The 22,939-nt window shown below is 66.3% G+C and carries 21 protein-coding genes; 13 read left to right on the forward strand and 8 right to left on the reverse strand.

Features of this window, described 5'->3' with window-relative positions:
* Positions 1-154 precede the first annotated feature (154 nt).
* The 6 genes from BLR03_RS17855 (at position 155) to BLR03_RS17880 (ending at position 4,367) form a co-directional block, all read left to right on the forward strand.
* Positions 155-574, forward strand: a complete 420-nt coding sequence (locus tag BLR03_RS17855; protein ID WP_091255268.1) for an arsenate reductase ArsC — start codon at positions 155-157, stop codon at positions 572-574.
* A 22-nt stretch (positions 575-596) separates the two neighbouring features.
* Positions 597-1,604, forward strand: coding sequence for a thioredoxin-disulfide reductase (gene trxB, locus BLR03_RS17860; protein ID WP_091255270.1), 1,008 nt, complete (start codon positions 597-599; stop codon positions 1,602-1,604).
* 138 nt (positions 1,605-1,742) lie between these two features.
* The gene (locus BLR03_RS17865) at positions 1,743-3,125 is read left to right on the forward strand and encodes an FAD-dependent oxidoreductase (protein WP_091255272.1); all 1,383 of its coding nucleotides are present in this window, start codon (positions 1,743-1,745) and stop codon (positions 3,123-3,125) included.
* 45 nt (positions 3,126-3,170) lie between these two features.
* Positions 3,171-3,374 carry a hypothetical protein gene (locus BLR03_RS17870; RefSeq protein WP_091255273.1) on the forward strand — a complete coding sequence of 68 codons (204 nt, stop codon included), beginning with the start codon at positions 3,171-3,173 and terminating at the stop codon, positions 3,372-3,374.
* A complete protein-coding gene (locus tag BLR03_RS17875) occupies positions 3,371-3,793 on the forward strand; it encodes an arsenate-mycothiol transferase ArsC (RefSeq protein WP_091255275.1) in 423 nt (140 codons plus the stop codon). Before BLR03_RS17870 ends, BLR03_RS17875 begins: the two co-directional genes overlap by 4 nt.
* A gap of 94 nt (positions 3,794-3,887) precedes the next feature.
* Positions 3,888-4,367 (forward strand): universal stress protein, encoded by a 480-nt coding sequence (locus BLR03_RS17880; protein WP_091255276.1) that lies wholly within the window; start codon positions 3,888-3,890, stop codon positions 4,365-4,367.
* A gap of 36 nt (positions 4,368-4,403) precedes the next feature.
* Here the strand turns inward: BLR03_RS17880 and BLR03_RS17885 are convergent, their stop codons facing one another.
* Complete coding sequence (locus tag BLR03_RS17885) at positions 4,404-5,603, reverse strand: metal-dependent hydrolase family protein (RefSeq protein ID WP_091255278.1); 1,200 nt, start codon at positions 5,601-5,603, stop codon at positions 4,404-4,406.
* 57 nt (positions 5,604-5,660) lie between these two features.
* Positions 5,661-6,650: a LacI family DNA-binding transcriptional regulator gene (locus tag BLR03_RS17890; RefSeq protein WP_091255301.1), complete on the reverse strand. Its 990-nt coding sequence runs from the start codon at positions 6,648-6,650 to the stop codon at positions 5,661-5,663.
* 248 nt (positions 6,651-6,898) lie between these two features.
* Between BLR03_RS17890 and BLR03_RS17895 the strand changes: the two genes are divergently transcribed.
* From BLR03_RS17895 to BLR03_RS17910, 4 genes are all read left to right on the forward strand, one after another.
* Positions 6,899-7,909, forward strand: coding sequence for a uridine-preferring nucleoside hydrolase UriH (locus tag BLR03_RS17895; RefSeq protein ID WP_254788575.1), 1,011 nt, complete (start codon positions 6,899-6,901; stop codon positions 7,907-7,909).
* Positions 7,906-9,330 (forward strand): uridine transporter UriT, encoded by a 1,425-nt coding sequence (locus BLR03_RS17900; protein WP_091255280.1) that lies wholly within the window; start codon positions 7,906-7,908, stop codon positions 9,328-9,330. The genes BLR03_RS17895 and BLR03_RS17900 overlap by 4 nt, the downstream gene beginning before the upstream one ends.
* Positions 9,327-10,283 carry a ribokinase gene (locus BLR03_RS17905; RefSeq protein WP_091255282.1) on the forward strand — a complete coding sequence of 319 codons (957 nt, stop codon included), beginning with the start codon at positions 9,327-9,329 and terminating at the stop codon, positions 10,281-10,283. Before BLR03_RS17900 ends, BLR03_RS17905 begins: the two co-directional genes overlap by 4 nt.
* Before the next feature lie 308 nt (positions 10,284-10,591).
* The gene (locus BLR03_RS17910; protein ID WP_254788576.1) at positions 10,592-11,686 is read left to right on the forward strand and encodes a M20/M25/M40 family metallo-hydrolase; all 1,095 of its coding nucleotides are present in this window, start codon (positions 10,592-10,594) and stop codon (positions 11,684-11,686) included.
* 78 nt (positions 11,687-11,764) lie between these two features.
* Here BLR03_RS17910 and BLR03_RS17915 read toward each other — a convergent pair whose 3' ends face one another.
* Together BLR03_RS17915 and BLR03_RS17920 are read right to left on the reverse strand one after the other, a co-directional pair.
* Positions 11,765-12,736, reverse strand: a complete 972-nt coding sequence (locus BLR03_RS17915; protein ID WP_091255285.1) for a polysaccharide deacetylase family protein — start codon at positions 12,734-12,736, stop codon at positions 11,765-11,767.
* Between the two features lie 15 nt (positions 12,737-12,751).
* A complete protein-coding gene (locus BLR03_RS17920) occupies positions 12,752-14,287 on the reverse strand; it encodes a purine-cytosine permease family protein (protein WP_091255287.1) in 1,536 nt (511 codons plus the stop codon).
* A gap of 106 nt (positions 14,288-14,393) precedes the next feature.
* On the opposite strand from BLR03_RS17920, the gene BLR03_RS17925 reads away from it, so the two are divergent.
* Positions 14,394-15,941, forward strand: coding sequence for a PucR family transcriptional regulator (locus BLR03_RS17925; protein WP_091255289.1), 1,548 nt, complete (start codon positions 14,394-14,396; stop codon positions 15,939-15,941).
* Between the two features lie 24 nt (positions 15,942-15,965).
* Here BLR03_RS17925 and BLR03_RS17930 read toward each other — a convergent pair whose 3' ends face one another.
* The 4 genes from BLR03_RS17930 to BLR03_RS17945 all read right to left on the reverse strand — a co-directional run bounded on the left by BLR03_RS17930 (position 15,966) and on the right by BLR03_RS17945 (position 20,856).
* Positions 15,966-16,778, reverse strand: coding sequence for an IclR family transcriptional regulator (locus BLR03_RS17930; RefSeq protein WP_254788577.1), 813 nt, complete (start codon positions 16,776-16,778; stop codon positions 15,966-15,968).
* A gap of 97 nt (positions 16,779-16,875) precedes the next feature.
* Positions 16,876-18,132, reverse strand: coding sequence for an aminopeptidase P family protein (locus BLR03_RS17935; protein ID WP_091255291.1), 1,257 nt, complete (start codon positions 18,130-18,132; stop codon positions 16,876-16,878).
* A 60-nt stretch (positions 18,133-18,192) separates the two neighbouring features.
* On the reverse strand, positions 18,193-19,623 hold the full coding sequence (locus BLR03_RS17940) for an MFS transporter (protein ID WP_091255293.1): 1,431 nt from the start codon (positions 19,621-19,623) through the stop codon (positions 18,193-18,195).
* Positions 19,624-20,184: 561 nt separating this feature from the next.
* Entirely contained in the window at positions 20,185-20,856 is a 672-nt protein-coding gene (locus tag BLR03_RS17945; protein ID WP_091255295.1) for a GntR family transcriptional regulator, read from the reverse strand.
* Between the two features lie 143 nt (positions 20,857-20,999).
* Between BLR03_RS17945 and glyA the strand changes: the two genes are divergently transcribed.
* Positions 21,000-22,340: a serine hydroxymethyltransferase gene (gene glyA, locus BLR03_RS17950; RefSeq protein ID WP_091255297.1), complete on the forward strand. Its 1,341-nt coding sequence runs from the start codon at positions 21,000-21,002 to the stop codon at positions 22,338-22,340.
* Positions 22,337-22,939 (forward strand): FAD-dependent oxidoreductase (locus tag BLR03_RS17955; protein ID WP_139184590.1); only part of this gene is annotated, 603 nt, incomplete at its 3' end. The genes glyA and BLR03_RS17955, both read left to right, overlap by 4 nt.

Below are 22,939 nucleotides of genomic sequence, written 5' to 3' on the forward strand. Positions count from 1 at the left end.
TCGACTTTGCAAATATTGACAATCATCAATCTAGGGTCCGATACTTTCTGCATCGATCATCATCAATGTTCCGCTGAGCGCTGCACGTGTCGGGCACAGGACCTCAACCGGACCGCGACGCACCCGTCACCCAACTGATTCCAGGAGAAACCCCGTGAGCACCGAAACCGCCAAGAAGCCCTCCGTCCTGTTCGTCTGCGTCCACAACGCCGGCCGCTCCCAAATGGCCGCAGCGTTCCTCACCACCCTCGGCCAGGGCCGGATTGAGGTCCGCTCCGCCGGTTCCGCCCCGGCGGACAAGGTCAACCCCGCAGCCGTCGAGGCCATGGCGGAACTTGGCATCGATATGTCCGCCGAAATCCCGAAGGTCCTCACCACCGAGGCCGTGAAGGAATCCGACGTCGTGATCACCATGGGCTGCGGGGACACCTGCCCGATCTTCCCCGGCAAGCGCTACGAGGACTGGGAACTCGAAGACCCGGCCGGCCAGGGCGTCGCCGCCGTCCGGCCGATCCGCGACGAGATCAAGGGGCGCATCGAGGACCTCATCGCCTCCCTCGCCCCCGCCAAGTAAACGGCCCCCAAGGAGGACCGCCATGAGCGCCGACGTCGTCACCGCCGACATCGTTAATACAGAACAGCTGATCATCATCGGATCCGGCCCCGCCGGCTACACCGCTGCCATCTACGCCGCCCGCGCCGGCCTCAAGCCGCTGGTCATCGCCGGAGCCGTCACCGCCGGCGGTGCCCTCATGAACACCACCGAGGTGGAGAACTTCCCCGGCTTCCCGGCCGGCATCCAGGGTCCGGAGCTCATGGACGGGCTCCAGCAGCAGGCCGAGAAATTCGGCGCGCAGGTCGTGTTCGACGACGTCACCGAGGTGCGGCTCACCGGTCACCTCAAGCGCGTGGTCACCGCTGCGGGGCAGGCCCATGAAGCGCCCGCGGTCATCCTCGCCACCGGGTCCGCCTACAAGGAGCTCGGCCTGCCGGAGGAGAAGAAGTTCAGCGGCCACGGCGTCTCCTGGTGCGCTACGTGTGACGGCTTCTTCTTCCGTGACCAGGACATCATCGTGGTCGGCGGCGGCGACTCGGCGATGGAGGAAGCGACGTTCCTGACCCGCTTCGGCAAGACCGTGACCGTCGTCGTGCGCAAAAACGAGCTGCGGGCCTCCAGGATCATGGCCCAGCGCGCCAAGGACAACCCCAAAATCCGCTTCGCCTGGAACTCCGCCGTCACCGGGATCCACGGCAACGGAAAGGTCACCGGCGTCACCCTGACCGATACCGTCACCGGGAAGACACGCGAGCAGGCGGCCACGGGGATTTTCGTCGCGATCGGCCACGTGCCCCGCACCGAACTGCTGGCCGGCCAGGTGGACCTCGATGCCGAGGGCTACATCAAGGTCGACTCCCCCACCACAGTCACCAGCCTGACCGGCGTCTTCGCCTGCGGGGACGCCGTCGACCACCGCTACCGCCAGGCCATCACCGCCGCCGGCACCGGTTGCGCCGCCGCCCTCGACGCCGAACGCTATCTCGCCGCGCTCGAGGACGCGGACAGCATCGCCACCGCTCTGGTGGAGGACCCCACCCACTCTTGAACTGCACCACGCAGCACCCCGCCTCCCGGCCTGCCCAACTAGCTCGCAGCAGGGGCCGTTTTGAGCCCTCAAAACGGCCTTAAGTGAGAGCTAGTTGGGTGCCGGACCGCAACCCCACCGGATGAAACAGAGGACACCATGGTTGTAACCACTACGCTTCCCGTAGCTGTCATCGGAGCCGGGCCTATCGGCCTCGCCGCGGCAGCACACCTGCTCGAGCGCGGCCTGCAGCCGCTCATCCTCGAGGCCGGCCCGACGGCGGGCGCCGCCATCGAGCAGTGGCGCCACATCCGGTTCTTCTCCCCCTGGCGGTACAACACCGACGCCGCCGCCGTCCGCCTGCTCGCCCGTACCGGCTGGGAAGCACCTGAGCCGACGGCGCTGCCCATCGGCGGGGACCTCATCGACCAGTACCTCACCCCGCTCGCCGCGCTCCCGGCGATCGCGTCCCGACTGCACACCGGCGCCCGCGTCGTGGCAGTGACCCGGCAGGGCATGGACAAGACCCACAGCCGGAACCGCGACACCGCCCCCTTCGTGGTCCGGGTCGAACACGCCGACGGCGAAGTCCGCGACTACCAGGCCGCAGCTGTCATGGACGCCTCCGGCACGTGGTCCACCCGGAACCCGCTCGGAACCTCGGGCCTGCCCGCCGTGGGAGAAGCTGCCGCGGCCAACCACATCTCCTCGCCCCTGCCGGACGTCCTGGGATGCGACCGTGAGACGTTCGCCCGGCGCCGGGCCGTCGTCGTCGGAGCTGGGCACTCGGCAGCCAACACCCTCCTCAACCTCGCCGAGCTCGCAGCCCAGGTGCCCGGGACGAAAATCGTCTGGGCGATCCGCGGGGCCTCCGCGGCCAAGGTTTACGGCGGTGGCGACGCCGATGGGCTGGCCGCCCGCGGCCAGCTCGGCAGCCGGCTCCGCAGCCTCGTCGAGTCCGGTGCCGTGGAACTTCACACCGGCTTCGGGGTCGCCTCCCTTGCAGCGTCCGACGGCGCCGTCACCGTGACCTCCACGAACGGCCGCACCCTGGAGGCCGACGTCGTCGTTCCGGCCACCGGCTTCCGCCCCGACCTGGGCATCCTCCGGGAACTCCGGCTGGAACTGGACCCGGGCGTCGAGGCCCCGCGTGACCTCGGCCCGCTGATCGACCGCGAATTCCACTCGTGCGGCACCGTGGAACCGCACGGAGCCAAGATGCTCGCCCACCCCGAGCAGGACTTCTACATCGTCGGCATGAAGTCTTACGGCCGCGCCCCGACCTTCCTGCTCGCCACCGGCTACGAGCAGGTCCGCTCCGTCGCCGCGGCCTTGGCCGGGGACCGGGAAGCGGCCGACGCCGTCCAGCTCGAACTCCCCGAGACCGGCGTCTGCTCCTCGGACATCGGCACCAGCTGCGACGTCCCGGCGGCCACTGCGGGGTTTGTGGCTGAAACCTCCGGCGGATGCTGCGAAGCCCCTGAGCCGGTGCTCGTCGGGTTCCCCACCGGGCTGGCCCACGGCCGCTCCGGCGAGAACTGACCTCGTTCAGCTGCCTTCGTCAACTGACCGAATTGGAGTGCTGACATGACCGACCACCCTGAACACGGCCTGGGTTTGCAGGACAACACCGAGGTCCTGCAACGGATCAGTGCGCGGCCGGCAGGCCCGGCGGCCCTGCCCGTCGCGGCCGTTCGGATCATCCGTGATGAGATCCATGACCGGGTCAAGGCACTGACAGCGTCACTGCTCAACAACCCCGGCTCAGACAAGGAAGAATTAGACGCATGACCGAGACCACGAAAATGCCCAGCGTCCTGTTCGTCTGCAGCAAGAACGGCGGCAAGTCCCAGCTCGCCGCCGGGCTCATGAAGCAGCTCGCCGGCGACGGAATCACCGTCCACTCCGCAGGCACCAAACCGGGCACGTCACTGAATGCCCAGGCCGTGGAGTCCCTGACCGAACTCGGGATCGACATCCGCGGCGAACACCCCAAACCGGTGACCGACGAGGTCCTGGACGCTGTGGACGCCGTGATCGTCCTGGGCACCGAAGCCAGACTGGAACCCCGTGACGGTACCCGCTTCGAGGTCTGGGAAACGGACGAACCCTCTGAGCGCGGCATCGAAGGCATGGACCGCATGCGCCTGGTCCGGGACGACATCAAGGCCCGGGTCCGGAAGCTGCATGCGGAGCTCGCCGAAAGTTAGGCCATGGCCGCCCCGGCGCTATCCCGGCCACTGATCGCGGACGCTGCACCGCGCGGCGGCTCCGCCTCACGACGCACCGCGGGGGCTGATTCTCATGTCGGATGAGGCTTGGCCGGACGGTCCGATCGTGCTCGGCGTCCAGTGGATTTTTCCGGAGCATCTGGTCCGCACGGCGGCCGAACTCGCGAGAGCCCTGGGCCAGCACCTAGTCTGTGCCTTTGTGGATCCCTCCAGCTTCCTGACGGAATGGGAGCCGGACGGCATCCGCACAGCGTATTCGCTCGACCCGGTGGTGAAAGAAGAGACCGATTTTCCGTCCGGGCAGCTGCTGCGGGACCTTGAAGCGGTCCTCGGGCCTCCCGGGGAGTCTTGGTCTTTCCGCGTCCTCAACGGAGACGTCGCCAAGGCCCTTGCTCGTCTGGCGGACAATGTCGGCGCGTCATTGCTGATCGTGGGCGGCGAGAGACCGGGAGCCCTGGCGTGGATGGACAGGTTCTTGGAAGGATCGGTTGCCGCGGCCCTGGTCAGCCGCCGGGAGTGGCCGGTCCTCGTTGTTCCGGACACCACGGCGTAGCCCCGCCGGCGTCCGTTCCGCAGCGTGAAACGGGGGTCACCGAATGATGCGACCGTCGTGGATGACAGTCCTCGGCCTGTTCTGGTCCCAGAGAACTGCTGGGTCCGCAAAGGGGTCGCCGTCCAGAATCACGGCATCGCCTGCCATCCCGGAGCTGATGCCTCCGATGCCTGGGTCCTGAAGGAGCTCTGCGTTTACTGAGGTCAGTGATCTCAGCGTCTCCAGGACACCTGCCGCCTCGATCTGAAGCCGAATGCCGACCAGCTGATCGTCCTCGAGATCCCCCATCAGATCGGACCCGAAGCCCACTTTGACTCCGGCCTGCAGGGCCAGTTCCACAGCGACCTTGCCGGCCTCAAGCACCTCGGCGTTCTTGGCCTGGGAAACCGGGTTCAGTCCCAGACCTGCTCCCCTTCTGCTCATGGCGTCGTAGGCGGCAAGCGTCGGCACGAGGAAGCTTCCGTGTTCGGCCATCAGCTGCGCGGTGTCCCGGTCCAGGAGGTTCCCGTGTTCTATGGAACGAACCCCGTTTTCCACGGAATGCCTGATTGCCTCGGGCGAATACGCATGGGCCGCCACGTAACTCTTGCGCCGGGCGGCCTCGTCCACCACCGCCCGGACTTCTTCCGCTGAGTACTGCGGCAGCCGAATGGGATCCGTCAGGGAGACGACCCCTCCGGAGGCCATGATCTTGATGGCGTGGCTTCCCGTGCGGAACCGTTCACGGACTGCCTCGCGCAGATTGTCCACTCCGTCCACTACGGCACACATATGACCGTGATCGAAGCAGACGTCCACATCCGCGGACCGAGGATCGCCATGGCCGCCGGTCTGGCTGAGGGCCGGGCCCGTGTAGTAGTAGTTTGGAGCCCTGACCAGGCCGCTGTGAATGGCGCGGGCCAGCCCGCTGTCCCCGCCGGCCACGTCGCGGACGGTGGTGAATCCCCGCCGCACTGCGGCGCCCAACCGGCGCGCCCCCACCAGGGCTGCGTAGCTCAGGAGCGAACGCTCAACCTCAAGGCCGCCCAGCCCCACGGCGTACGCGTGAAAATGTGCATCGATGAGACCGGGCACCACTACCCTGCCGCCGGCGTCGATCACCTCACCTTCGGGGATGACGTCGCCGATCTCCTGAATAAGCCCGTCACGGAACACGATGGATCCTCGCGTCAGCTCGGGCGAACGTCCGTCAAAGATCCGGGCGTTTTGGATGGTCAGGGAGGGTGCGCTGGTCATGGTGACAACTCCTCGGGAGGGACGTTGGTGGTTGCGGCAACTCGTCGGATCGGTGCCCTAGGTGCCGGCCGGCTCCGTGGAACCGCGCACGATCAGTGAACTTTGGAGGATCAGCTGGGGCTCTTCCAGGCCCTTGCCCTCCATGAGCCGGCGGAGCTGTTCACCGGCCTTCGCCCCCAGGGCATCGCCGGGCAGGTGGACGCTGGTCAGGCCCGGGCTGGACGTGGCCGAGTACGGCAGGTCGTCGAAGCCTGCCACGGCCAGTTCCTGCGGAATGCGGACACCGGCCACCCGGGCTTCTTGCAGCACCCCGTAGGCATGGGTGTCGGTGGCGCACACGACGGCGGTCACGCCGTCCCGCTGCCAGCCCGGCCACGCCGCGGCGAACGCCGAAGCGGCCGCGCCCACGTCAATGGTGGTGCCGATGACATGGTCCGGTGCGACGGTGATGCCCAGTGCGGCGGACTCGGCCAAGAACGCCGCCCGGCGGATCTCGAACGTCGCGGTGCCGGTCACGCTGTCCACGTACGCCGCCCGTTTGTGTCCGGAGTCCGCCAGGTGCCGGGCCAGCAGGCGCGCCCCATGTCCGACGTCGAGGTTCACCGAGGGGGCGAAGGACTCCAGGCCCGGGGCGTCCAGCAGGACCAGCGGTCCCGCAACGGACAGCTCGTCCAGGAACGTCGCGCTGGGCGCATCCACCAGCAGCCCGGCCGGCCGCAGGGCCAGGAGCCGGCGGACGTCGTCGACGCGCGGGAACTCCCCGGCGTCCGTGACGGAGAGCAACAGCTGGTAATCGGCGCCCAAGACACCGCGGACGCCGGCAATGACCTTCGCGAAGAACGGGTTGGAGATGTCCGGGGCCACGAGAATGACGATCGAACTGATGCCTTTGGCCAGGGAACTGCCGATGCTGTCCACCACATAGCCGAGTTCGGCAATGGCTTCCTGGACCCGCGAAATGTTGTCCTCCGACACCCTCCCCCGGGTCTTTCCGTTGGCCACGAGGGAGACCGTTGCGGTGGAGACCCCGGCCCGCGCGGCCACCATGGCCGCAGTGACGCGCGGGGTGCGCCCCCGAAGTTCTTGCACGTGATCGCCGGATTCCATACCTCGATCGTATCCGGGAGCGGCGGGATGTATGCGCCGCAATACATCAAGCGCTTGACGCCATGAACGTTAAGCGCTTGACGTCATGAACGTTAAGCGCTTGACGTACCTCGCGGCAGAGTGCCAAACTCTCACTGAACGCTTTAGTGCGCCGCCCCGGCGGACCCCCCAACGACGTGGAGATATACGTGGATCCCATCACCTTGAAACCGGAACGCCGGAAGATCATCCTGGACTGCGATCCGGGACATGACGACGCCGTGGCCATGCTGCTGGCTCACGGCAATCCGGACATTGAGCTCCTGGCCGTCACAACGGTTGTCGGCAACCAGACCCTCGAGCGGGTCACCCGCAACGCCCTCTCGGTCGGCACGATTGCCGGCATCACCGGTGTCCCCTTCGCCGCCGGCTGCGCTCGGCCGCTGGTCCGCAGCATCGAAACCGCCCCGGACATCCACGGCGAGAGCGGCATGGACGGCCCCGCCCAGCCCGCATCGAACATCGAACTGGACCCGCGCCACGCCGTCGACCTCATCATCGACACAGTCATGGCGCACGAGCCCGGCACCGTAACCCTGGTGCCCACGGCCGGACTGACCAACATCGCCATGGCGGCCCGCAAGGAACCGCGCATCGTGGAACGCGTGAAGGAAGTCGTCCTCATGGGCGGCGGCTACCACGTGGGCAACTGGAGTGCCGTGTCCGAATTCAACATCATCATCGACCCCGAGGCCGCACACATCGTGTTCAACGAGCCGTGGCCGGTGGTCATGGTGGGCCTGGACCTCACGCATCAGGCCCTGGCGACCCCCGAGGTCGTGGAAAAGATCGCTGCCGTGGGCACCCGGCCCGCGCAGTTCGTGCTGGAACTGATGGAGTTCTTCACCAAGACGTACAAGGACGCCCAGGGCTTTGACTACCCGCCCGTCCACGACCCCTGCGCGGTGGCCTACGTCATCGATCCCACGGTCATGACCACCCGCAAAGTGCCGGTGAACATCGAACTGCAGGGCCAGCTGACGCTCGGCATGACCGTGGCCGATTTCCGGGCCCCGGCGCCGGCGGACTGCCACACCTCCGTGGCAGTGGACCTCGACCACGGGAAATTCTGGAACCTCGTCACGGACGCCCTGGTGCGCATCGGCGACGTGGACCCGTCCGCCGCCGTCAGCGTCGACGCAGGAGCAGCCAACTCATGAGCACCCTGACCTACGAAGCCAAGACCACGCGCGGAAGCGTCACCGCCCTCACCGCCGCACTGCTGACGGCCTGCGTTGCCTTCCAGCTCAACGCCTCCATGCTCAGCCCCGCCCTGGTCACGATGGGCAACGAACTCCACACGGACCAGGCCGTGATCGGGCTGTCCCAGACCTGGTTCTTCACCGCGGCAGCACTGTTCTCCCTCTTCCTGCCGCGCCTGAGCGACATTGTGGGACGCAAGAAAATCCTGCTGGGCATGATGGTGATGATGGCCGTCGGCTCCCTGATCGCGGCCATGGCCCCGGACATCACGTGGCTCTTCGTCGGCCGCATCGTCCAGGGGGTCAGCGGCCCCACCGTGCCGCTGTGCCTGATCATGCTGCGCTCGGCCGTCAGCGACCCGCGCAAGTACGGCGCCCTGATGGGCCTCATCACCGCCGTCAACGGCGGGGTTGCCGGCGTGGACTCGTTTGTGGGCGGCTACTTCGCCGAACACTTCGGGTTCCGCAGCATCTTCTGGCTCATGGTCGCGCTAGCAGTCCTGGCCGCGGCTCTCGTCGCCGTCCTGGCTGGCGAAAGCAAGCCGGCAGTCGGCACCAAAATGGACTGGCCCGGCGTGTTCTTCATCGTGATCGCGGTCGGCGCCCTGCTGACCGCCCTCAACGAAGCCTCGAAACTGGTCAGCGCATTTTCTTCCGGCACACTGACCCTGGCCATCGCCCTGATCGCCGTGGCCGCGATCGCCTTCTGCGGTTTCTGGATGGTGGAAAAGCGCACCCCGCAGCCGATGGTGGAAACCGCGCACCTGCGCCGGCGCTCCACCTGGGCGCCGCTGCTGACCACCACCCTGACGATGACCGGCGTCTTCGCGGTCATCAACGGGATCGTTCCCGCCTACGTGCAGGCCACGGCCCCCGGCTTCGGCGTGGGTCCCACCGAGATGTCGCTGATCATCCTCACCCCCTATGCCCTGCTGGGCTGGATCGTCGGCCCGATCAGCGGCCGGCTTGCCCCGGTTCTTGGCTACACCAAGGTTCTGCGGATCGGCATGGCCGGCAGCATCGTGGCCCTGGCCATCATTGCCTTCTTCGGCCTCAGCAGCCTGCCCATGATGATTGCCGGCACAGCGTTGCTGGGCATCATGTACGCGGGGACGGTCAACATCATGCTCAACGGCCTGGGCGTTGTCCTCTCCCCCGAAGGCAACCCCGGTTTCCTCCCCGGTATGAACGCCGGCGCGTTCAACCTGGGTGCGGGCCTGAGCTTCCTGGCCCTGCCGGCGGCACTCGTGGCCTCCTCCGCGTTGGGCGACGCCCAGGCTTCCTACCTGACCGCGATCGTGGTGGGCCTTATCATCACCGTGGCGGCATTTGCTGCTTCACTGCTGATTCCCAAGCCCGTGGAAGCTGAGGCGAAGTGACCATCGCGACCCCTGCCCCGATCGTCGTCGTCGGCTCGCTGAACGCGGACCTGACCATCTACTGCGAGCGGCTCCCGCTTCCCGGCGAAACGGTGCACGGGAACGGTTTTGCGGTGAACCCCGGAGGCAAGAGCGCCAACCAGGCCGTCGCCGCGAGCAAGCTCGGCGGCCGGGTCGTCCTGATCGGCGCGGTCGGCGACGACGCCAACGGCACCATGCTCCTGGCCTCCACGGCCGGGGCGGGCGTGGATGTTTCCCGCGTCCGCCGCTCTCCCGAGGCCGCCACCGGCGTCGCCGTCATCTCCGTGGACGCGAGCGGTGAAAACAACATCATCATCTCGGCCGGGGCCAACGGCACGCTGGCGCCGGAGGATGTTGCCGGCTCGGCCGACGTGTTCGAGCGCGCGTCGGTGGTGTGCCTGTGCCTCGAGGTTGGCCTCGACACCGTTGAAGCGGCGGCCCGGTTGGGGCACGACGCCGGCGCAACAGTCCTGCTCAACCTCTCGCCTTACGCCGAGATCCCCGCGAGTCTCGCCAGCCTCTGCGACGTTCTGCTGGTGAATGCGCACGAGGCGTCGCTGTTCCTGGGCGGCGCCGCCGTGCCCGACTCCGGCGCGGACACAGCGGCGTGGGCGCCGGTCCGGAGCAGGTTTGCCGATCGAGGACTGCACCGCGTTGTGGTCACCTTGGGCGCTGACGGCTCCGTGGTCCTGGACTCGAGTACCGTCGCCGGGGGCCACGTCACCCGGATTGAACCCACCAGGGTCAACGCCACGGACACCACCGGCGCCGGCGACGCCTTCACGGGGGCCGTCGCGGCACGCCTGGCGGCCGGGGAATCGCTCCCGGCCGCTGCCGCCTTCGCCTCGGTTGCCGCCGCCCTGGCAGCAACCAGGAAAGGGACGCAAACGGCCTACCCGGAAGTGGCGGACGTCGAGGCAATGCTGGCGTAGCAGGCACCTCGCTGGCCGGGAGCGCCACCGGGCCGGGCGCCGCAGATCATGTCTGCGGCGCCCGGTCCTGGAAAGCACACAATCAGGGGTAGGCCGTTTGCCGGAGCAATAAGCGACTGCACAGCACACCCCTTTCACACTAGGGCGCTGTTGCACTTACCACGGAAAGGCCCACAATGGTTCGATCGGATAGGAGTATCTGCCGGGCGATGGCGGCCGCGACTTACTGGAGCGTCAGTGGCGAGCGTCTTGACCTTTCGGCCGGAAAGCAAGCGAACTTGTACCGACTAACGATGGGGCTCCTCGGCATGATCACTTTGCGCAAACACGTCCTCCCCTCGATCCTCGCGGTGATTCTGCTCTCGACGGCGGCCTGCACTTCCGAGACCGCGGCCGGCACCCCGTCCGGCAGCGCGAGCAGCAAGTCCGCCAAATCCGCCGGTGCTGCTCCCAGAGCTGCCGTGAAGCAGCTCGAGCCTGTGAGCACAGTGGACGCGCGCGCGGTGCTGGACGCCTTCAAGTCCCGCGACATGACCGTTCACCTGAAGGCCCTGCAGAGCATCGCCGATGCCAACGGCGACACTCGCGCGTCGGGCACCTCCGGGTATGAGGAATCGGCCCGGTACATCGAGGACCAGCTGCGGGCCGCCGGCTATTCACCGGTGCGGCAGACCTTCAGCTTCAAAGGGGAGGGCCGTGGCAAGCCGAAGGTGGAGTCGTTCAACATCCTGGCCGACACGCAGGGCAGCGCCGAGCGCACCGTGGTCGTGGGCGCGCATCTGGATTCCGTGAAGGATGGACCGGGCATTGACGATAACGGCAGCGGGGTGGCGGCAGTCCTTGAGACCGCCCGGTGGATGAAGGAAGCGGGGATCACGCCGGCCAACCGGGTCCGGTTTGCGTTCTGGGGCGGGGAGGAAGACGGCCTCTACGGGTCCCAGCACTACGTCGATTCGCTGAGCAAGGCCGAGATCGGCCAGACCGCCTCGTACCTGAATGTGGACATGGTGGCCTCGCCCAACGGCGTGCGGTCCGTGCACGACGGCGACGGGACGGATTACGGCCACGCCGGACCCGCCGGGTCCAAGGCGATCGAGGACATCCTCTTCCGCTACTTCAAGGAGAACTCGCTGCCCGCCGAGACCACGCCCTTTGACGGCGGTTCCGATTACGACGCCTTTCTGTCGGCCGGCATTCCGGGCGGCGGGCTCTTCACCGGTGACCAGAAGAAGAAGACCCAGGCCCAGGCCCAGACCTATGGCGGCGAGGCTGGCAAGCATCTGGATCCCTGCTACCACCAGGCCTGCGACACCATCGCCAACACCAACCCGGACCTGCTCAAGGAAATGTCCGGCGCCCTGGCTTACGCCGCGGTGGCCTACGCGATGGGCAAACCCCTCTAGACGGAATGGTCCCCGTCGCGGCCTTCTCGTGATGAGGGGCCGCGCCGGAGACCTGAGCCGTCTGCTTGTGATGCTGCCCTAGATTTCAGCCCCGACTCCCGCCGGGGTTCCTTCATTCCGGCGGACTGTCGCCGGAATGAACCGTGCGCCGGTATCCGGGAAGCCGGGCACGTCAATGCGGGCGTGGCTCTGGATTTCCCGCACGGAATCGCGGGTGTGTTGCGCGATCTTCTCCATGGTGGTGACCCACATGCCGTCCATGGACTTGACCCGCTCCATCAGCTGTTCCAGGGCCACGGCCTTGGACGGCCGGCCGGAGATGAAGGGGTGGTTGGTCAGGACGAAGCAGCTACCCGCAGCATGGTGCGCCTCGGCCTCCAGCGTCCACATTTCGAGGACTTTGGCCGGGCTTTCGATGACACCGCTCCCCGTGACGCCCGGGTAGAAGGCGTACTGCTCCCAGTCATCCAGGGCCCAGTCGACGGGGATCTCCACGAGGTCGCGGGGATCTCCCTCGGCAACGCTGAAGCGGTAGGGGGCGTCGCCGTCGAGCAGGCTTGAGTCGTACAGGAACCCGCGGTCGGCAAGCAGCGTTGCGGAGTGCCAGTTGAGCTCCCACCACGGGGCACGGTAGCCCGTCGGCCGGACGCCTGCGGCCTTGGCCAGGGCTTCCAGGCCCCGGTCCAGGAACCGTGCTTCCGTGGCGGCGTCGATGCCCTGCATTGGTTCGTGCAGGTATCCGTGGTGGGCAATCTCGTGGCCTCCGTCCGCGATCCGGCGGACCACGTCGGGGTAGCATTCGGCGGTGAATCCGGGGACAAAGAACGTCGCCTGGATGTCCTGCCGCTCGAGGATCTGCAGGATCCGCGGGACGGCGACCTTGGGCCCGTAGGACTGGTGCGTCATGAGGGACATACGCCGGGTGCTCTGCGGGTCATGGGCGATCGTGCAGGATTCGGCATCGACATCAAAGGTGAAGGATGCTGCGGCACGGTGGCCGTCGGGCCAGGTGACGGGATGGGCGGTGTCAGCGAAGGCGGGGAAGTTCATGGGGTCGGTCTCCTGCTAAAGGACGGCGCGGGTGGTGGACGGGACCGGAAGGTCGGCCGCGTGGGGCGTGGAAGCCTCGACGGTTTGTGCGCTGAGGGCGGGAACATCGAGGAACTTGCGGTGGAACCGCGGGCCCAGGATGGCGTAGGAGGCGGCGCTGGCCAGTCCCCCGGCGAGCCAGGACAGGTCCCATCCGCCCAGGGCGACGGCGATGGGTCCCTGCATTGCCGGCACGAGCCCGTACATGAATAGCCACGTGGCGTAGATGCCGATGAGCAGGGATGCGATGCCGGCCGGATTCACGCCCGGCAGGCGCTTGGTGCCGATGGCGTCGAACAGCCGGTCCGGGTTGCCGGGCCAGCGCTTCTCGATCCAGAAGTAGTGGACCAGCATGACTCCGCCCCAGGCTGCCACCCAGGCGACCAGCCCGATCAGCCAGGCATCCAGTACGGAGGCGAAGTCTTCCTGGAAGATGAAGAAGATCACGGCTGCGAGGGAGAAGACGCCGACGAAGAGGTTCAACTTGCGCCTGCTGATGGAGATGTCCAGTGCCTGTGTGGCTACGGAGAAGGTGTAGATGTTCAGGATATTGGTCGCGATGGGGCCGTGCAGCACCATGAGCAGCACGGGCAGGGCCAGCGCGCCGAAGTTCAGCACGATGAGTTTTCCGGGATCGATTTCGCCGGTATTGGTGGCCAGGCTGGCCCCCAGGATGCCCAGCCAGACGACGGGGATGAACTGGCCCAGTACCGAGGCGAGGTAGACCTTGCGCTTGGGCACCGAGGTGCTGACGAAGCGGGAGTAGTCTGCGGCGTAGGTGAACCAGGTGATGCCCCAGCCGATGCCGATGGCCGTCATGACGGCGCTCATCGCGGCGATGCGTTCGGAGCCTTCCAGGATGTGGCCTGCCGGGCCGGCGTAGGTCCAGTTGATCTTCATGCCGAACCAGGCCACGGCCGACATCACGGTCAGGATGATGATAGTCGGGGGGACGGTCCACTTTTCGAACGCCGCGATGGCCTTGTAGCCGAACCAGGCAATGGCCACCTGGGCCGCCATGATGAAGGTGGCGATGCCGACCTTCCACGCATAGTTGTGGGCCTCCGGGTCAACCCAGCCCAGGGTTCCGAACAGCGCCATGACCAGATCCAGGATGATCCAGGTGTTGACCGCACACCAGCCGATCACCAGAAGGGCCTGGATGGCGGCCGGCAGGTAGTTGCCACGCCGGCCGAAGACGGCCCGTGCCAGCACCATGCCGGTGGCTCCCGTCTTTTGGCCTAGGAGGACAAAGCACCCGAAGAGCAGCATGCCGATCAGATTTCCAAGGACAAGAACGGTGACCGTGTCCGCAAACCCCAGGCCGAGCTGGATGCCGAGCGCACCGAGCACCCAGTTGATCGGGGCGAGGTTGGCCCCGGCCCAGATCCAGAACTGGCCGGAGACCTTGCGGGTCCGCTCTGATTCGGGGATGGGCTGAAGCCACGCTTCGTGGTCTACGCTGGCCGCTGGTGCGGTGCTGGCCGAAACCTTGGGGGATTTTTCACGCATTGGAGCCTCCGTGAGCGATTGGGATGCTTCAAGATTATGTGGCCCATGCCACATCAGCCTATATATGATGTGTCTAATTAATACTTGCTTTACACGACGGAGTGTCATGTCAATACGTCTTCAAGATGTCCTGAACCACCCGACGCTGGCAGCCGCTGATCCCATCGTTAGGGCGGCCGCGGGCCGGGCCGCCCGGACCCAGCTAAGGTGGGTGCACTCCAGCGAGATTTTGGACATCGCTCCCCTGCTCGACGGCGGCGAGCTTCTGCTGACGGGAGGGGAAGCCCTCGCACTGGCCTCCGAGGACCGGCGGGTCACTTACATCCACCAGCTTGCAGAACGGGGCGTGGCGGCCTTAGCCATCGAAACCGGTGTCGCCCTTCCTTCACTGCCGTCCCTGATGGTGTCGGCCGCTGAGGCAGCCGGGCTGCCGCTGATCGAGCTCCGCAAGGTGGTGCCGTTTGTCAGTGTCATGCAGGCCATCAACTCGTCACTGGTCAGCGAATCGGTGTCCCAGTTGCGGCAGGCAGACGAAGCCAGCCACGCGATGGCCGTCGAGCTGGCACACGGCGGCGGCCTGGACCGGATTCTGGCCGTGCTCGCCGGGATCGCGCACGCAGAGGTGACCCTCGCTTCCCTTACAGGTGTGACCCTGGCCAGTGCAGCGCCCGAGAACACCATTGTCGGCGACACTGCCGGCAGCTCTATCTCCGCGCCGCAAGAATATGCTCGTCTGATTCGGATCGATGTGCCGGTGCGCGGAATCCTTGCGGCGCAGCTGGTGTTACGGGTCCCGGCGGACGAGGATGAGAACCTCGCGCGGACTGCCGGAAAACGATCCGTGGACATCCTGGCCCTGGCCATGCTGCAGCGGATGTCGCCCGGGCTGCGGGAGGTTGCGGGAGCTGCCTTGATCCGGGCGGTCGATTCCGGCAGCCAGCCGTGGAGGCTTCAACAACTGGCCTCAGCAGCAGGAATTCCGGCGTCCGAGCCGCTCGCGGCTGTGGTGGTCCGCTCGGATCTCTCGCAACAGTTGCGTTCGTCGGTGGAGCAGCTTCTGGCCCGGGCGGCACGGTTCCATGCGAGCTATGTCGACAACGCCGAGCTACTCGCAGTAGTCGGCCTGGCCGGGGATGCTCCGGAAGAGAGCCGGCAGAGGCTCCTGGCAGCCCTGCTGGAGCTTCCGGCCATGGATGGAATGCAGGCCGCCGTGGGACCACTGGCGACCGGTATCTCGGACGCACCCTGGTCGCTGTCCGAAGCCAAACTGACCCTGGAACTGGCCGCTCCGCGGGAGGAGCCCGGTCCCGGAGGTGGTGGCTGGCTCCATCCGGTGGTCGACGCGGAGGCATTTGCGGTGGAACGTCTCGCCGTTCAATCTCTGGATCCCGATCAGCGGCGGACCTTCGTGCGCCAGCAACTGGGCGCGCTCCTGGATCATGATGCGCAACGCCATTCGCGGCTTCTCGACACCCTGGCCGTGTGGATGGATTCCGGGTGCAATACGGCCCTCGCAGCCAGGGAGCTGCACGTGGAACGGCAGTCCATGCACCAGCGGCTGCGGCGGATCTTCGATCTATGCGGCGGCGACCCTCGCACGACCGGCCGGCTGGCGGCACTGCATCTGGCGGCCCGGCTGGCCAGGCTCAGTTGAGTGAAGTGCGGGTGTGCGGGCGTGTTAGTTGTTGCTCTGGGGCGCGCGTCCGCCCAGGCGTGTGGTGACCTTGTGGGCCGCGGCGGCGCATGCTTCCCCCAGGCTCTGCAGCCTTTCGCGTGAAACGCGGAACCGGGGGGCCGGGATCAGGACGGCTGCCACGATGTCACCGCGGTGGTCGTAGACGGGGGCCGCGACGCCCACTTCGTCGATCGATGATTCGCCGTAGTTGATGGCCCACCCGCGGCCCGTCACATCCTTGAGCTTGATCTGGTAGCCGTCCAGGCCGGCGTCGTCGAGTCCGGGATAGCTGATCGCTCCGCTGCGCAGCAGCGTCCGGACACGTTCGGACTGCTCGGCGGACAGGAAGACCTGAACGGAGGCGCTCATGGCGTCCGTGTACCGGGCACCCAGCGGGGTGGTGTGTTTGATCTGGTGGTGGCTGGCGATCTGTTCCACGCACATCGATTCGGCGCCGTTCCACACCATGAGGGCACTCGTTTCGCCGGTCTGTTCGGTGAGTTCGCGCAGGACCGGGTAGGCCACGCGCCGTTCTTCCAGCTCGGCCAGCAACGGTCCGGCGACGGCGATCAGTCCCAGCCCCAGCCGGAAGCGGCGGCTCTCCGGGTCCCGTTCCACCAGGTGTTCCTGCTCGAAGGTGGCCAGAATCCGGGAAACGGTGCTCTTGTGCAGGCCCACGCGGTTGGCGATCTCGGTGACGCCGAGCAATGGCTCGTCGGCGGTGAACGTTCGCAGCACGGCGATGGCGTTGACTATGACGGAGGTGCCCTTGGTGTCGCCGTTGCCGGTGGTCTCGGGAGATTCTGCTGGGGTCATGGTGTCTACCATCATTCCGTATGAGGGCCGAGAAGCGGCGCCACGTTGGATGTGGCGCCGCTTCTGCTGTCCGCCCTTTTCAGGGGGTGTGGTGCGGTTAGGCGCCCACGATGTTGTATTCGGGGCCGAAGGGGAACTTCGTGATGTTCTCGGCTCCGTCCTCGCCGACCACCAGGATGTCGTGCTCACGGTAGCCGCCGGCGCCGGGCTGGCCGTCCAGGACGGTGATCATGGGCTCCATGGAGACCACCATGCCGGGCTCCAGCACGGTGTCGATATCCTCGCGGAGTTCCAGTCCGGCTTCCCGGCCGTAGTAGTGGCTCAGGACGCCGAACGAGTGGCCGTAGCCGAACGTCCGGTTGGCCAGCAGCCCGTGGCCGACGTAGATCTCGTTCAGCTCGGCGGCGATGTCCTTGCAGACAGCTCCCGGCTTGATGAGCTCGAGGCCGCGCTTGTGGACTTCCACGTTAATGTTCCACAGCTCCAGGGAGCGGGCATCGGGTTCGCCGTAGAACAAGGTGCGCTCCAGTGCGGTGTAGTAGCCGGAGGTCATCGGGAAGCAGTTCAGGGACAAGATGTCGTGTTCCTGGATCTTCCGCGTGGTGGCCCAGTTGTGGGCGCCGTCGGTGTTGATGCCGGACTGGAACCATACCCAGGTGTCACGGATTTCCGAATCCGGGAAGGTCCGGGCGATTTCGTGGACCATGGCTTCGGTGCCGATCAGGGCGACCTCGTACTCCGTGATGCCGGCGGTGATGGCATTGCGGATGGCTTCGCCGCCCAGGTCCCCGATCCGGGCACCGTGCTTGATGACCTCGATCTCCTCGGCCGACTTAATCATCCGCTGGCGCATGGCCGCCTGTGCCACGTCCACCAGGGTGGCCCCGGCGAAGGCCGCCTGGATCTTGTTGCGGTTGTCCAGCGGGAGCGAATCGTCTTCGACGCCGAGCCGGCGGGGGCTGATGCCGCGGGCGCGGAGGGCTTCCTGAATGGCGAAGATGTAGTTATCCCGGCGCCAGTCCGTGTAGACCACGTTGTCGCCGTAGCTGCGGCGCCACGGCATGCCGGCGTCGATGTTGGCCGTGACGGTCACGGTGTCGTCCTTGGTGACCACCATGGCGTAGGAGCGGCCGAAGTACGTGAAGAGGAAGTCGGAGTAGTACTTGATGGAGTGGTAGCTGGTCAGGACGACGGCGTCCAAGTCCTTCTCTGCCATGATCCGGCGCAATCCGCCGAGCCGGCGCTCAAATTCAGCATTGGAGAAGGTCAGCTTTTCCTTCTGTCCGTTGTGCAGGACTTTCAGTCGCTCCAGTTCGGCGATGGACGAAGCGTTATCGGACGTGGTGATGCTCATTATGGTGGTGCCTTTCTGCAGTGCTGTTCTTTAGAGGGGAAATTTAGAGGCCGGCCGGGGCTACTCGTGTCGCAGCGGTTCCTTGCTGGTTTCACGGGAGAGCACGACGGCGATCAGGGAGACTGTCGCGGCGCCGGCCAGGTACCAGGCCGGAGCCAGGGCGTTGGCCGTCGCGGCGATCAGGAGGGTCGCCACGAAGGGTGCGGTGCCGCCGAAGAGGGCGTTGGAGAGATTGAAGCTGACGGCGAAGCCGCTGTAGCGGACGCGGGTGGGGAACATTTCCGCCAGGAAGCTCGGGAGTGTGCCGTCATTGAGTGTGAGCATGCCGCCCAGCAGGATCTGGACCAGGACGATCACCAGGAAGTTCCCCGTGCCCAGCAGGGCGAAGGCCGGCACGGTCAGCACCATGAAGCTCAGGGATGCTGAAATGAGGACCTTCTTCCGGCCGTAACGGTCCGAGAGCATTCCGGTCAGGAAGATGAACCCGATGTAGGTCACCAGCGCGATGGTGGTTGCCAGGAAGGATTCGGCTTTCCCGAGGCCCAGTTCCGAGGACAGGTACGTGGGCATGTAGCTGAGGATCACGTAGAAGCCGACGGCGTTGAGCAGCACGGCTCCGACCGCCTTGAGCAGCAGCCGCCAGTGCTTCCGGAACAGGCTGGAGACCGGTGCCTTGATGGCGTGGTCCTCTTCCGCCAGCTCGCGGAACACCGGGGTGTCTTCGAGCTTGGTGCGGATGTAGCGTCCGATCAGGCCCATCGGGGCTGCGAGCAGGAATGGCAGGCGCCACCCCCAGCTCTGCATGGCCTCGGCGCTGAGCAGGACGGTCAGCAGGCCCGCGAGCAGGGAGCCGAGCAGCAGGCCCGCGGCCGTGCTGGCCGGGACCACCGCGGCGTACAGGCCGCGCTTGTTGGCCGGGGCGTACTCCACCAGGAAGGCGGATGCGCCGGCGTATTCGCCGGAGGCGGAGAAGCCCTGGACGACGCGCACCACCAGGAGCAGGATCGGGGCCCAGATCCCGATGGAGTTGAACCCCGGGATGAGGGCGATGCAGAACGTCGCTCCGGACATGATCAGGATTGACAGGGATAGTGCGGTCTTGCGCCCGACCCGGTCGCCGATATGGCCCCAGACGAAGCCGCCGAGCGGCCGTACGAGGAACGAGATCGCGAACAGGGCGAACGTCAGCAAGAGCGCGGTCTGGGGATTGGATTCGGGGAAGAAGACCGCCGCGATGGTTGCGGCGAGGTAGCCGTAGACGGCGTAGTCAAACCATTCGACGAAGTTGCCGATGAAGCTGGCGGCGACCACCCGACGTCGGGTGTCCCGGCTGACTCGATCGCCGTCGCCGTTGACGGGTGAGGGCTGACCGCCCGGGGCGGTTCCGCCGCTCAACGTGTTGTGTCCGGAGGAAGTACTGCCATGCCCGTTATTCGACTCCGGGCTGGTCGCTCCCGCAAGAGTGGCGGGGGAGGAAGATTCGTTACTCATGTGTCCACCAAAGGGTTTTGGAGTTGCAATCAGTGCAACGCTGTTGCATCAGGTTAGGCGTGACCCATGACACAGTCAATGGGTTTTTGTTTCGATCGCGTGAATTAATTCAAGACAGATTTATTGGCTGCCCCCGCCGAGCATCCCGTCCGGCCGCGAATCATGGTTGCGCTCAATGAGACGTAGTTGCAGTGAAAGCGCAGGTTCACGTGCCAGCTTGGGAAAAGCTTGAGCCCGGCGGCGACGCCGTTCCCACCGGGGCGACTGGGTGGCAGACTTGGGAAACTATCGAGCGACTGGGGGGATCCGAGTCAGGAGATCGTCATGGGCATTCCGATACACGCACACACTTCGGGCCGCGGGGCGGCGACCAAGCCATGATGGCCGGATGGGCCTACCTCATGGCGGCAATCATGACAGTCGATTCGCTCCTGCTGGGATTGCTCCTGCTGAACGTGAAGTGGCCGAGGCGCTGGAAGAAAAACGGCTGAGGTCAGGAGACCTTAGCCGTTCTGTGTTGTCGCCGTCACCCGTCGTGGTCGACGGCAGCCAGGCGCGCTCCTAGAGCACCTTCCGGATGGTCTCTTCGAAACTCGTGACGTGATGCAGGGCGAGTTCGGCCGCCTTGTCCGCTTCCCCGGCCGCCACCGCCTTAAGCAGCTCCACGTGCTCGGTGATGTGGCCGCTCACTGAGGGCACCTTGTCCAGGACCAGGCACCAGATGCGGGTGGCCAGGTTGTCGTAGCGGATCAGCGTTTCTTCGAGATGGGGATTGCCGGCGGCGCGGTAAATCAGCCGGTGCACGGTGAGGTCGTAGCGCATGAGGTCCCGGGACTCCCCCGGACTCGGGTCCAGCTCCGCAATGACATCGGCGACATGCAGCAGCTCCCGGCGCATGGCAACGCTGGCCCGGGCGGCCGCGCGGCGTGCCGCCAGCGGTTCCAGCAATTCCCGGATCTCCGAGACGTCGGCCAGTTCCGTGAAATCCACACTGGTGGCAAATGTTCCCCGGCGCGGATAGGAAACCACCAGGTGGTCCACCTCCAGCCGCTTGATCGCCTCGCGCACCGGCGTGCGGCCGAACCCGAGCTCGATCGCGAGCTGGCCGTCATTGATGGGCTCACCCGGCCGGATCTCGAGCATGATCAGCTTGTCGCGCAGCTGCCGGTAGGCGGCCTCCGCCTGGGATATGGCCTCGTCCTCTGCGGGCGGCAGGGCAGGAAGTGCATTCACGGCGCGGCTCCGTTCCTGGATTCCAAGCGGAAGCCCGGTTCCACTTGGCTTCAGCTATTGACTCTGTTGTGATCCCAATCATACCATTGACCCCACACTGATATATCAGTCGCAGCAACAATGGTATTTCAAAAGGAGCGTCCGTGGTTGAGCAATTGAACGAGCGACTTTCCGCAGTCGACCCCGAGGTCGAACAGGCGGTGGCAAGGGAGCTGGAACGCCAGCAGTCCACCCTGGAGATGATTGCGTCCGAAAACTTTGCGCCGACGGCCGTCATGGAAGCGCAGGGATCTGTGCTGACCAACAAGTACGCCGAGGGCTACCCGGGCAAGCGCTACTACGGCGGCTGCGAACACGTCGATGTGATCGAACAGCTCGCCATCGACCGGGTGAAGGCCTTGTTCGGCGCGGAGGCGGCCAACGTGCAGCCCCATTCGGGCGCGCAGGCCAATGCGGCCGCCATGTTCGCCCTCCTGGAACCGGGCGACACCATCATGGGACTCGCCCTGGCCCACGGCGGCCACCTCACCCACGGCATGCGCATCAACTTCTCCGGCAAGCTCTACAACGTGGTCCCGTATCACGTGAGCGAGCACAACCACCTGGTTGACATGGCCGAGGTCGAGGCCCTGGCACTTGAGCACCGGCCCAAAATGATCGTTGCCGGATGGTCCGCCTACTCACGGCAGCTGGATTTCGCGGAGTTCCGGCGCATCGCCGACCTCGTGGGCGCCTACCTGATGGTCGACATGGCGCACTTCGCCGGCCTCGTGGCCGCGGGGCTGCACCCGAACCCCGTCCCCTACGCCGACGTCGTCACCACCACCACGCACAAGACCCTCGGCGGCCCGCGCGGCGGGGTCATCCTGAGCAAGGAGGAGTATGCGCGCAAGATCAACAGCGCCGTGTTCCCCGGCCAGCAGGGCGGCCCGCTGGAACACGTGATCGCGGCCAAGGCCGTGGCCTTCAAGATCGCGGCATCCGCCGGGTTCAAGGAACGCCAGAACCGCACGCTCGAAGGGGCCAGGATTCTCGCCTCCCGGCTCCTGAAGGACGACGTCGCGGCCGCCGGGATCTCGGTGGTCAACGGCGGCACCGATGTGCACCTGGTCCTGGTGGACCTGCGGCACTCGGAACTGGACGGACAGCAGGCCGAGGACCGGCTGCACCGGATCGGCATCACCGTCAACCGCAACGCCGTCCCGTTCGACCCCCGCCCGCCCATGGTCTCCTCCGGGCTGCGGATCGGCACCCCCGCCCTGGCCACCCGCGGCTTCGGCGCCGCGGAGTTCACCGAAGTGGCGGACATCATCGCCGCCGCCCTGACCGCGCAGGCCCCGAAGAACAAACTCAGCGACGAAACCGTCGCCGAACTGCGCGGGCGCGTCAGCGCCCTGGCCGCAAAATTCCCCCTCTACCCGCACCTTGGCACCAGCGCAGCGGCAACCGGGCTTGAAGCAGAACTGATTGGAGCAGCACAATGACCACCGAGCACCTTCCGGAGCACCCTGACTTCCTCTGGCGCAATCCGGAACCCAAGTCCTCCTACGACGCCGTGATTGTCGGCGGCGGCGGCCACGGGCTGGCCACGGCGTACTACCTGGCCAAGAACCATGGCATGACCAACATCGCCATCCTGGAAAAGGGCTGGCTCGCCGGCGGCAACATGGCCCGGAACACCACCATCATCCGCTCCAACTACCTCTGGGACGAGAGCGCGGCGATCTACGAGCACGCCCTGAAGCTCTGGGAGATCCTGCCGGAGGAACTCGAGTACGACTTCCTGTTCAGCCAGCGCGGGGTGATGAACCTGGCCCACACCCTGGGCGACGTCCGCGAAAGCGTCCGCCGGGTCGGGGCCAACAAGCTCAACGGCGTCGACGCCGAGTGGCTGGACCCGCAGCAGGTCAAGGAACTCTGTCCCATCCTGAACATCAACGACAACATCCGCTACCCGGTCATGGGTGCCACGTACCAGCCGCGCGCCGGGATCGCCAAGCACGACCACGTTGCGTGGGCGTTCGCCCGCAAATGCGACGAGCTCGGCGTGGACATCATCCAGAACTGCGAGGTCACGGGCTTC

The organism is Arthrobacter sp. ok909, from assembly GCF_900104405.1.
GTDB classification, from domain to species: domain Bacteria; phylum Actinomycetota; class Actinomycetes; order Actinomycetales; family Micrococcaceae; genus Arthrobacter; species Arthrobacter humicola.

Bases quoted from the DNA above. Each gene is read 5' to 3' on its own strand.
- trxB (WP_091255270.1), top strand. From the start codon at position 597: ATGAGCGCCGACGTCGTCACCGCCGACATCGTTAATACAGAACAGCTG.
- BLR03_RS17865 (WP_091255272.1), top strand. From the start codon at position 1,743: ATGGTTGTAACCACTACGCTTCCCGTAGCTGTCATCGGAGCCGGGCCT.
- BLR03_RS17870 (WP_091255273.1), top strand. From the start codon at position 3,171: ATGACCGACCACCCTGAACACGGCCTGGGTTTGCAGGACAACACCGAG.
- BLR03_RS17875 (WP_091255275.1), top strand. From the start codon at position 3,371: ATGACCGAGACCACGAAAATGCCCAGCGTCCTGTTCGTCTGCAGCAAG.
- BLR03_RS17880 (WP_091255276.1), top strand. From the start codon at position 3,888: ATGTCGGATGAGGCTTGGCCGGACGGTCCGATCGTGCTCGGCGTCCAG.
- BLR03_RS17885 (WP_091255278.1), bottom strand. From the start codon at position 5,603: ATGACCAGCGCACCCTCCCTGACCATCCAAAACGCCCGGATCTTTGAC.
- BLR03_RS17890 (WP_091255301.1), bottom strand. From the start codon at position 6,650: ATGGTGGCCGCGCGGGCCGGGGTCTCCACCGCAACGGTCTCCCTCGTG.
- BLR03_RS17900 (WP_091255280.1), top strand. From the start codon at position 7,906: ATGAGCACCCTGACCTACGAAGCCAAGACCACGCGCGGAAGCGTCACC.
- BLR03_RS17910 (WP_254788576.1), top strand. From the start codon at position 10,592: ATGATCACTTTGCGCAAACACGTCCTCCCCTCGATCCTCGCGGTGATT.
- BLR03_RS17915 (WP_091255285.1), bottom strand. From the start codon at position 12,736: ATGAACTTCCCCGCCTTCGCTGACACCGCCCATCCCGTCACCTGGCCC.
- BLR03_RS17920 (WP_091255287.1), bottom strand. From the start codon at position 14,287: ATGCGTGAAAAATCCCCCAAGGTTTCGGCCAGCACCGCACCAGCGGCC.
- BLR03_RS17925 (WP_091255289.1), top strand. From the start codon at position 14,394: ATGTCAATACGTCTTCAAGATGTCCTGAACCACCCGACGCTGGCAGCC.
- BLR03_RS17930 (WP_254788577.1), bottom strand. From the start codon at position 16,778: ATGACCCCAGCAGAATCTCCCGAGACCACCGGCAACGGCGACACCAAG.
- BLR03_RS17935 (WP_091255291.1), bottom strand. From the start codon at position 18,132: ATGAGCATCACCACGTCCGATAACGCTTCGTCCATCGCCGAACTGGAG.
- BLR03_RS17940 (WP_091255293.1), bottom strand. From the start codon at position 19,623: ATGAGTAACGAATCTTCCTCCCCCGCCACTCTTGCGGGAGCGACCAGC.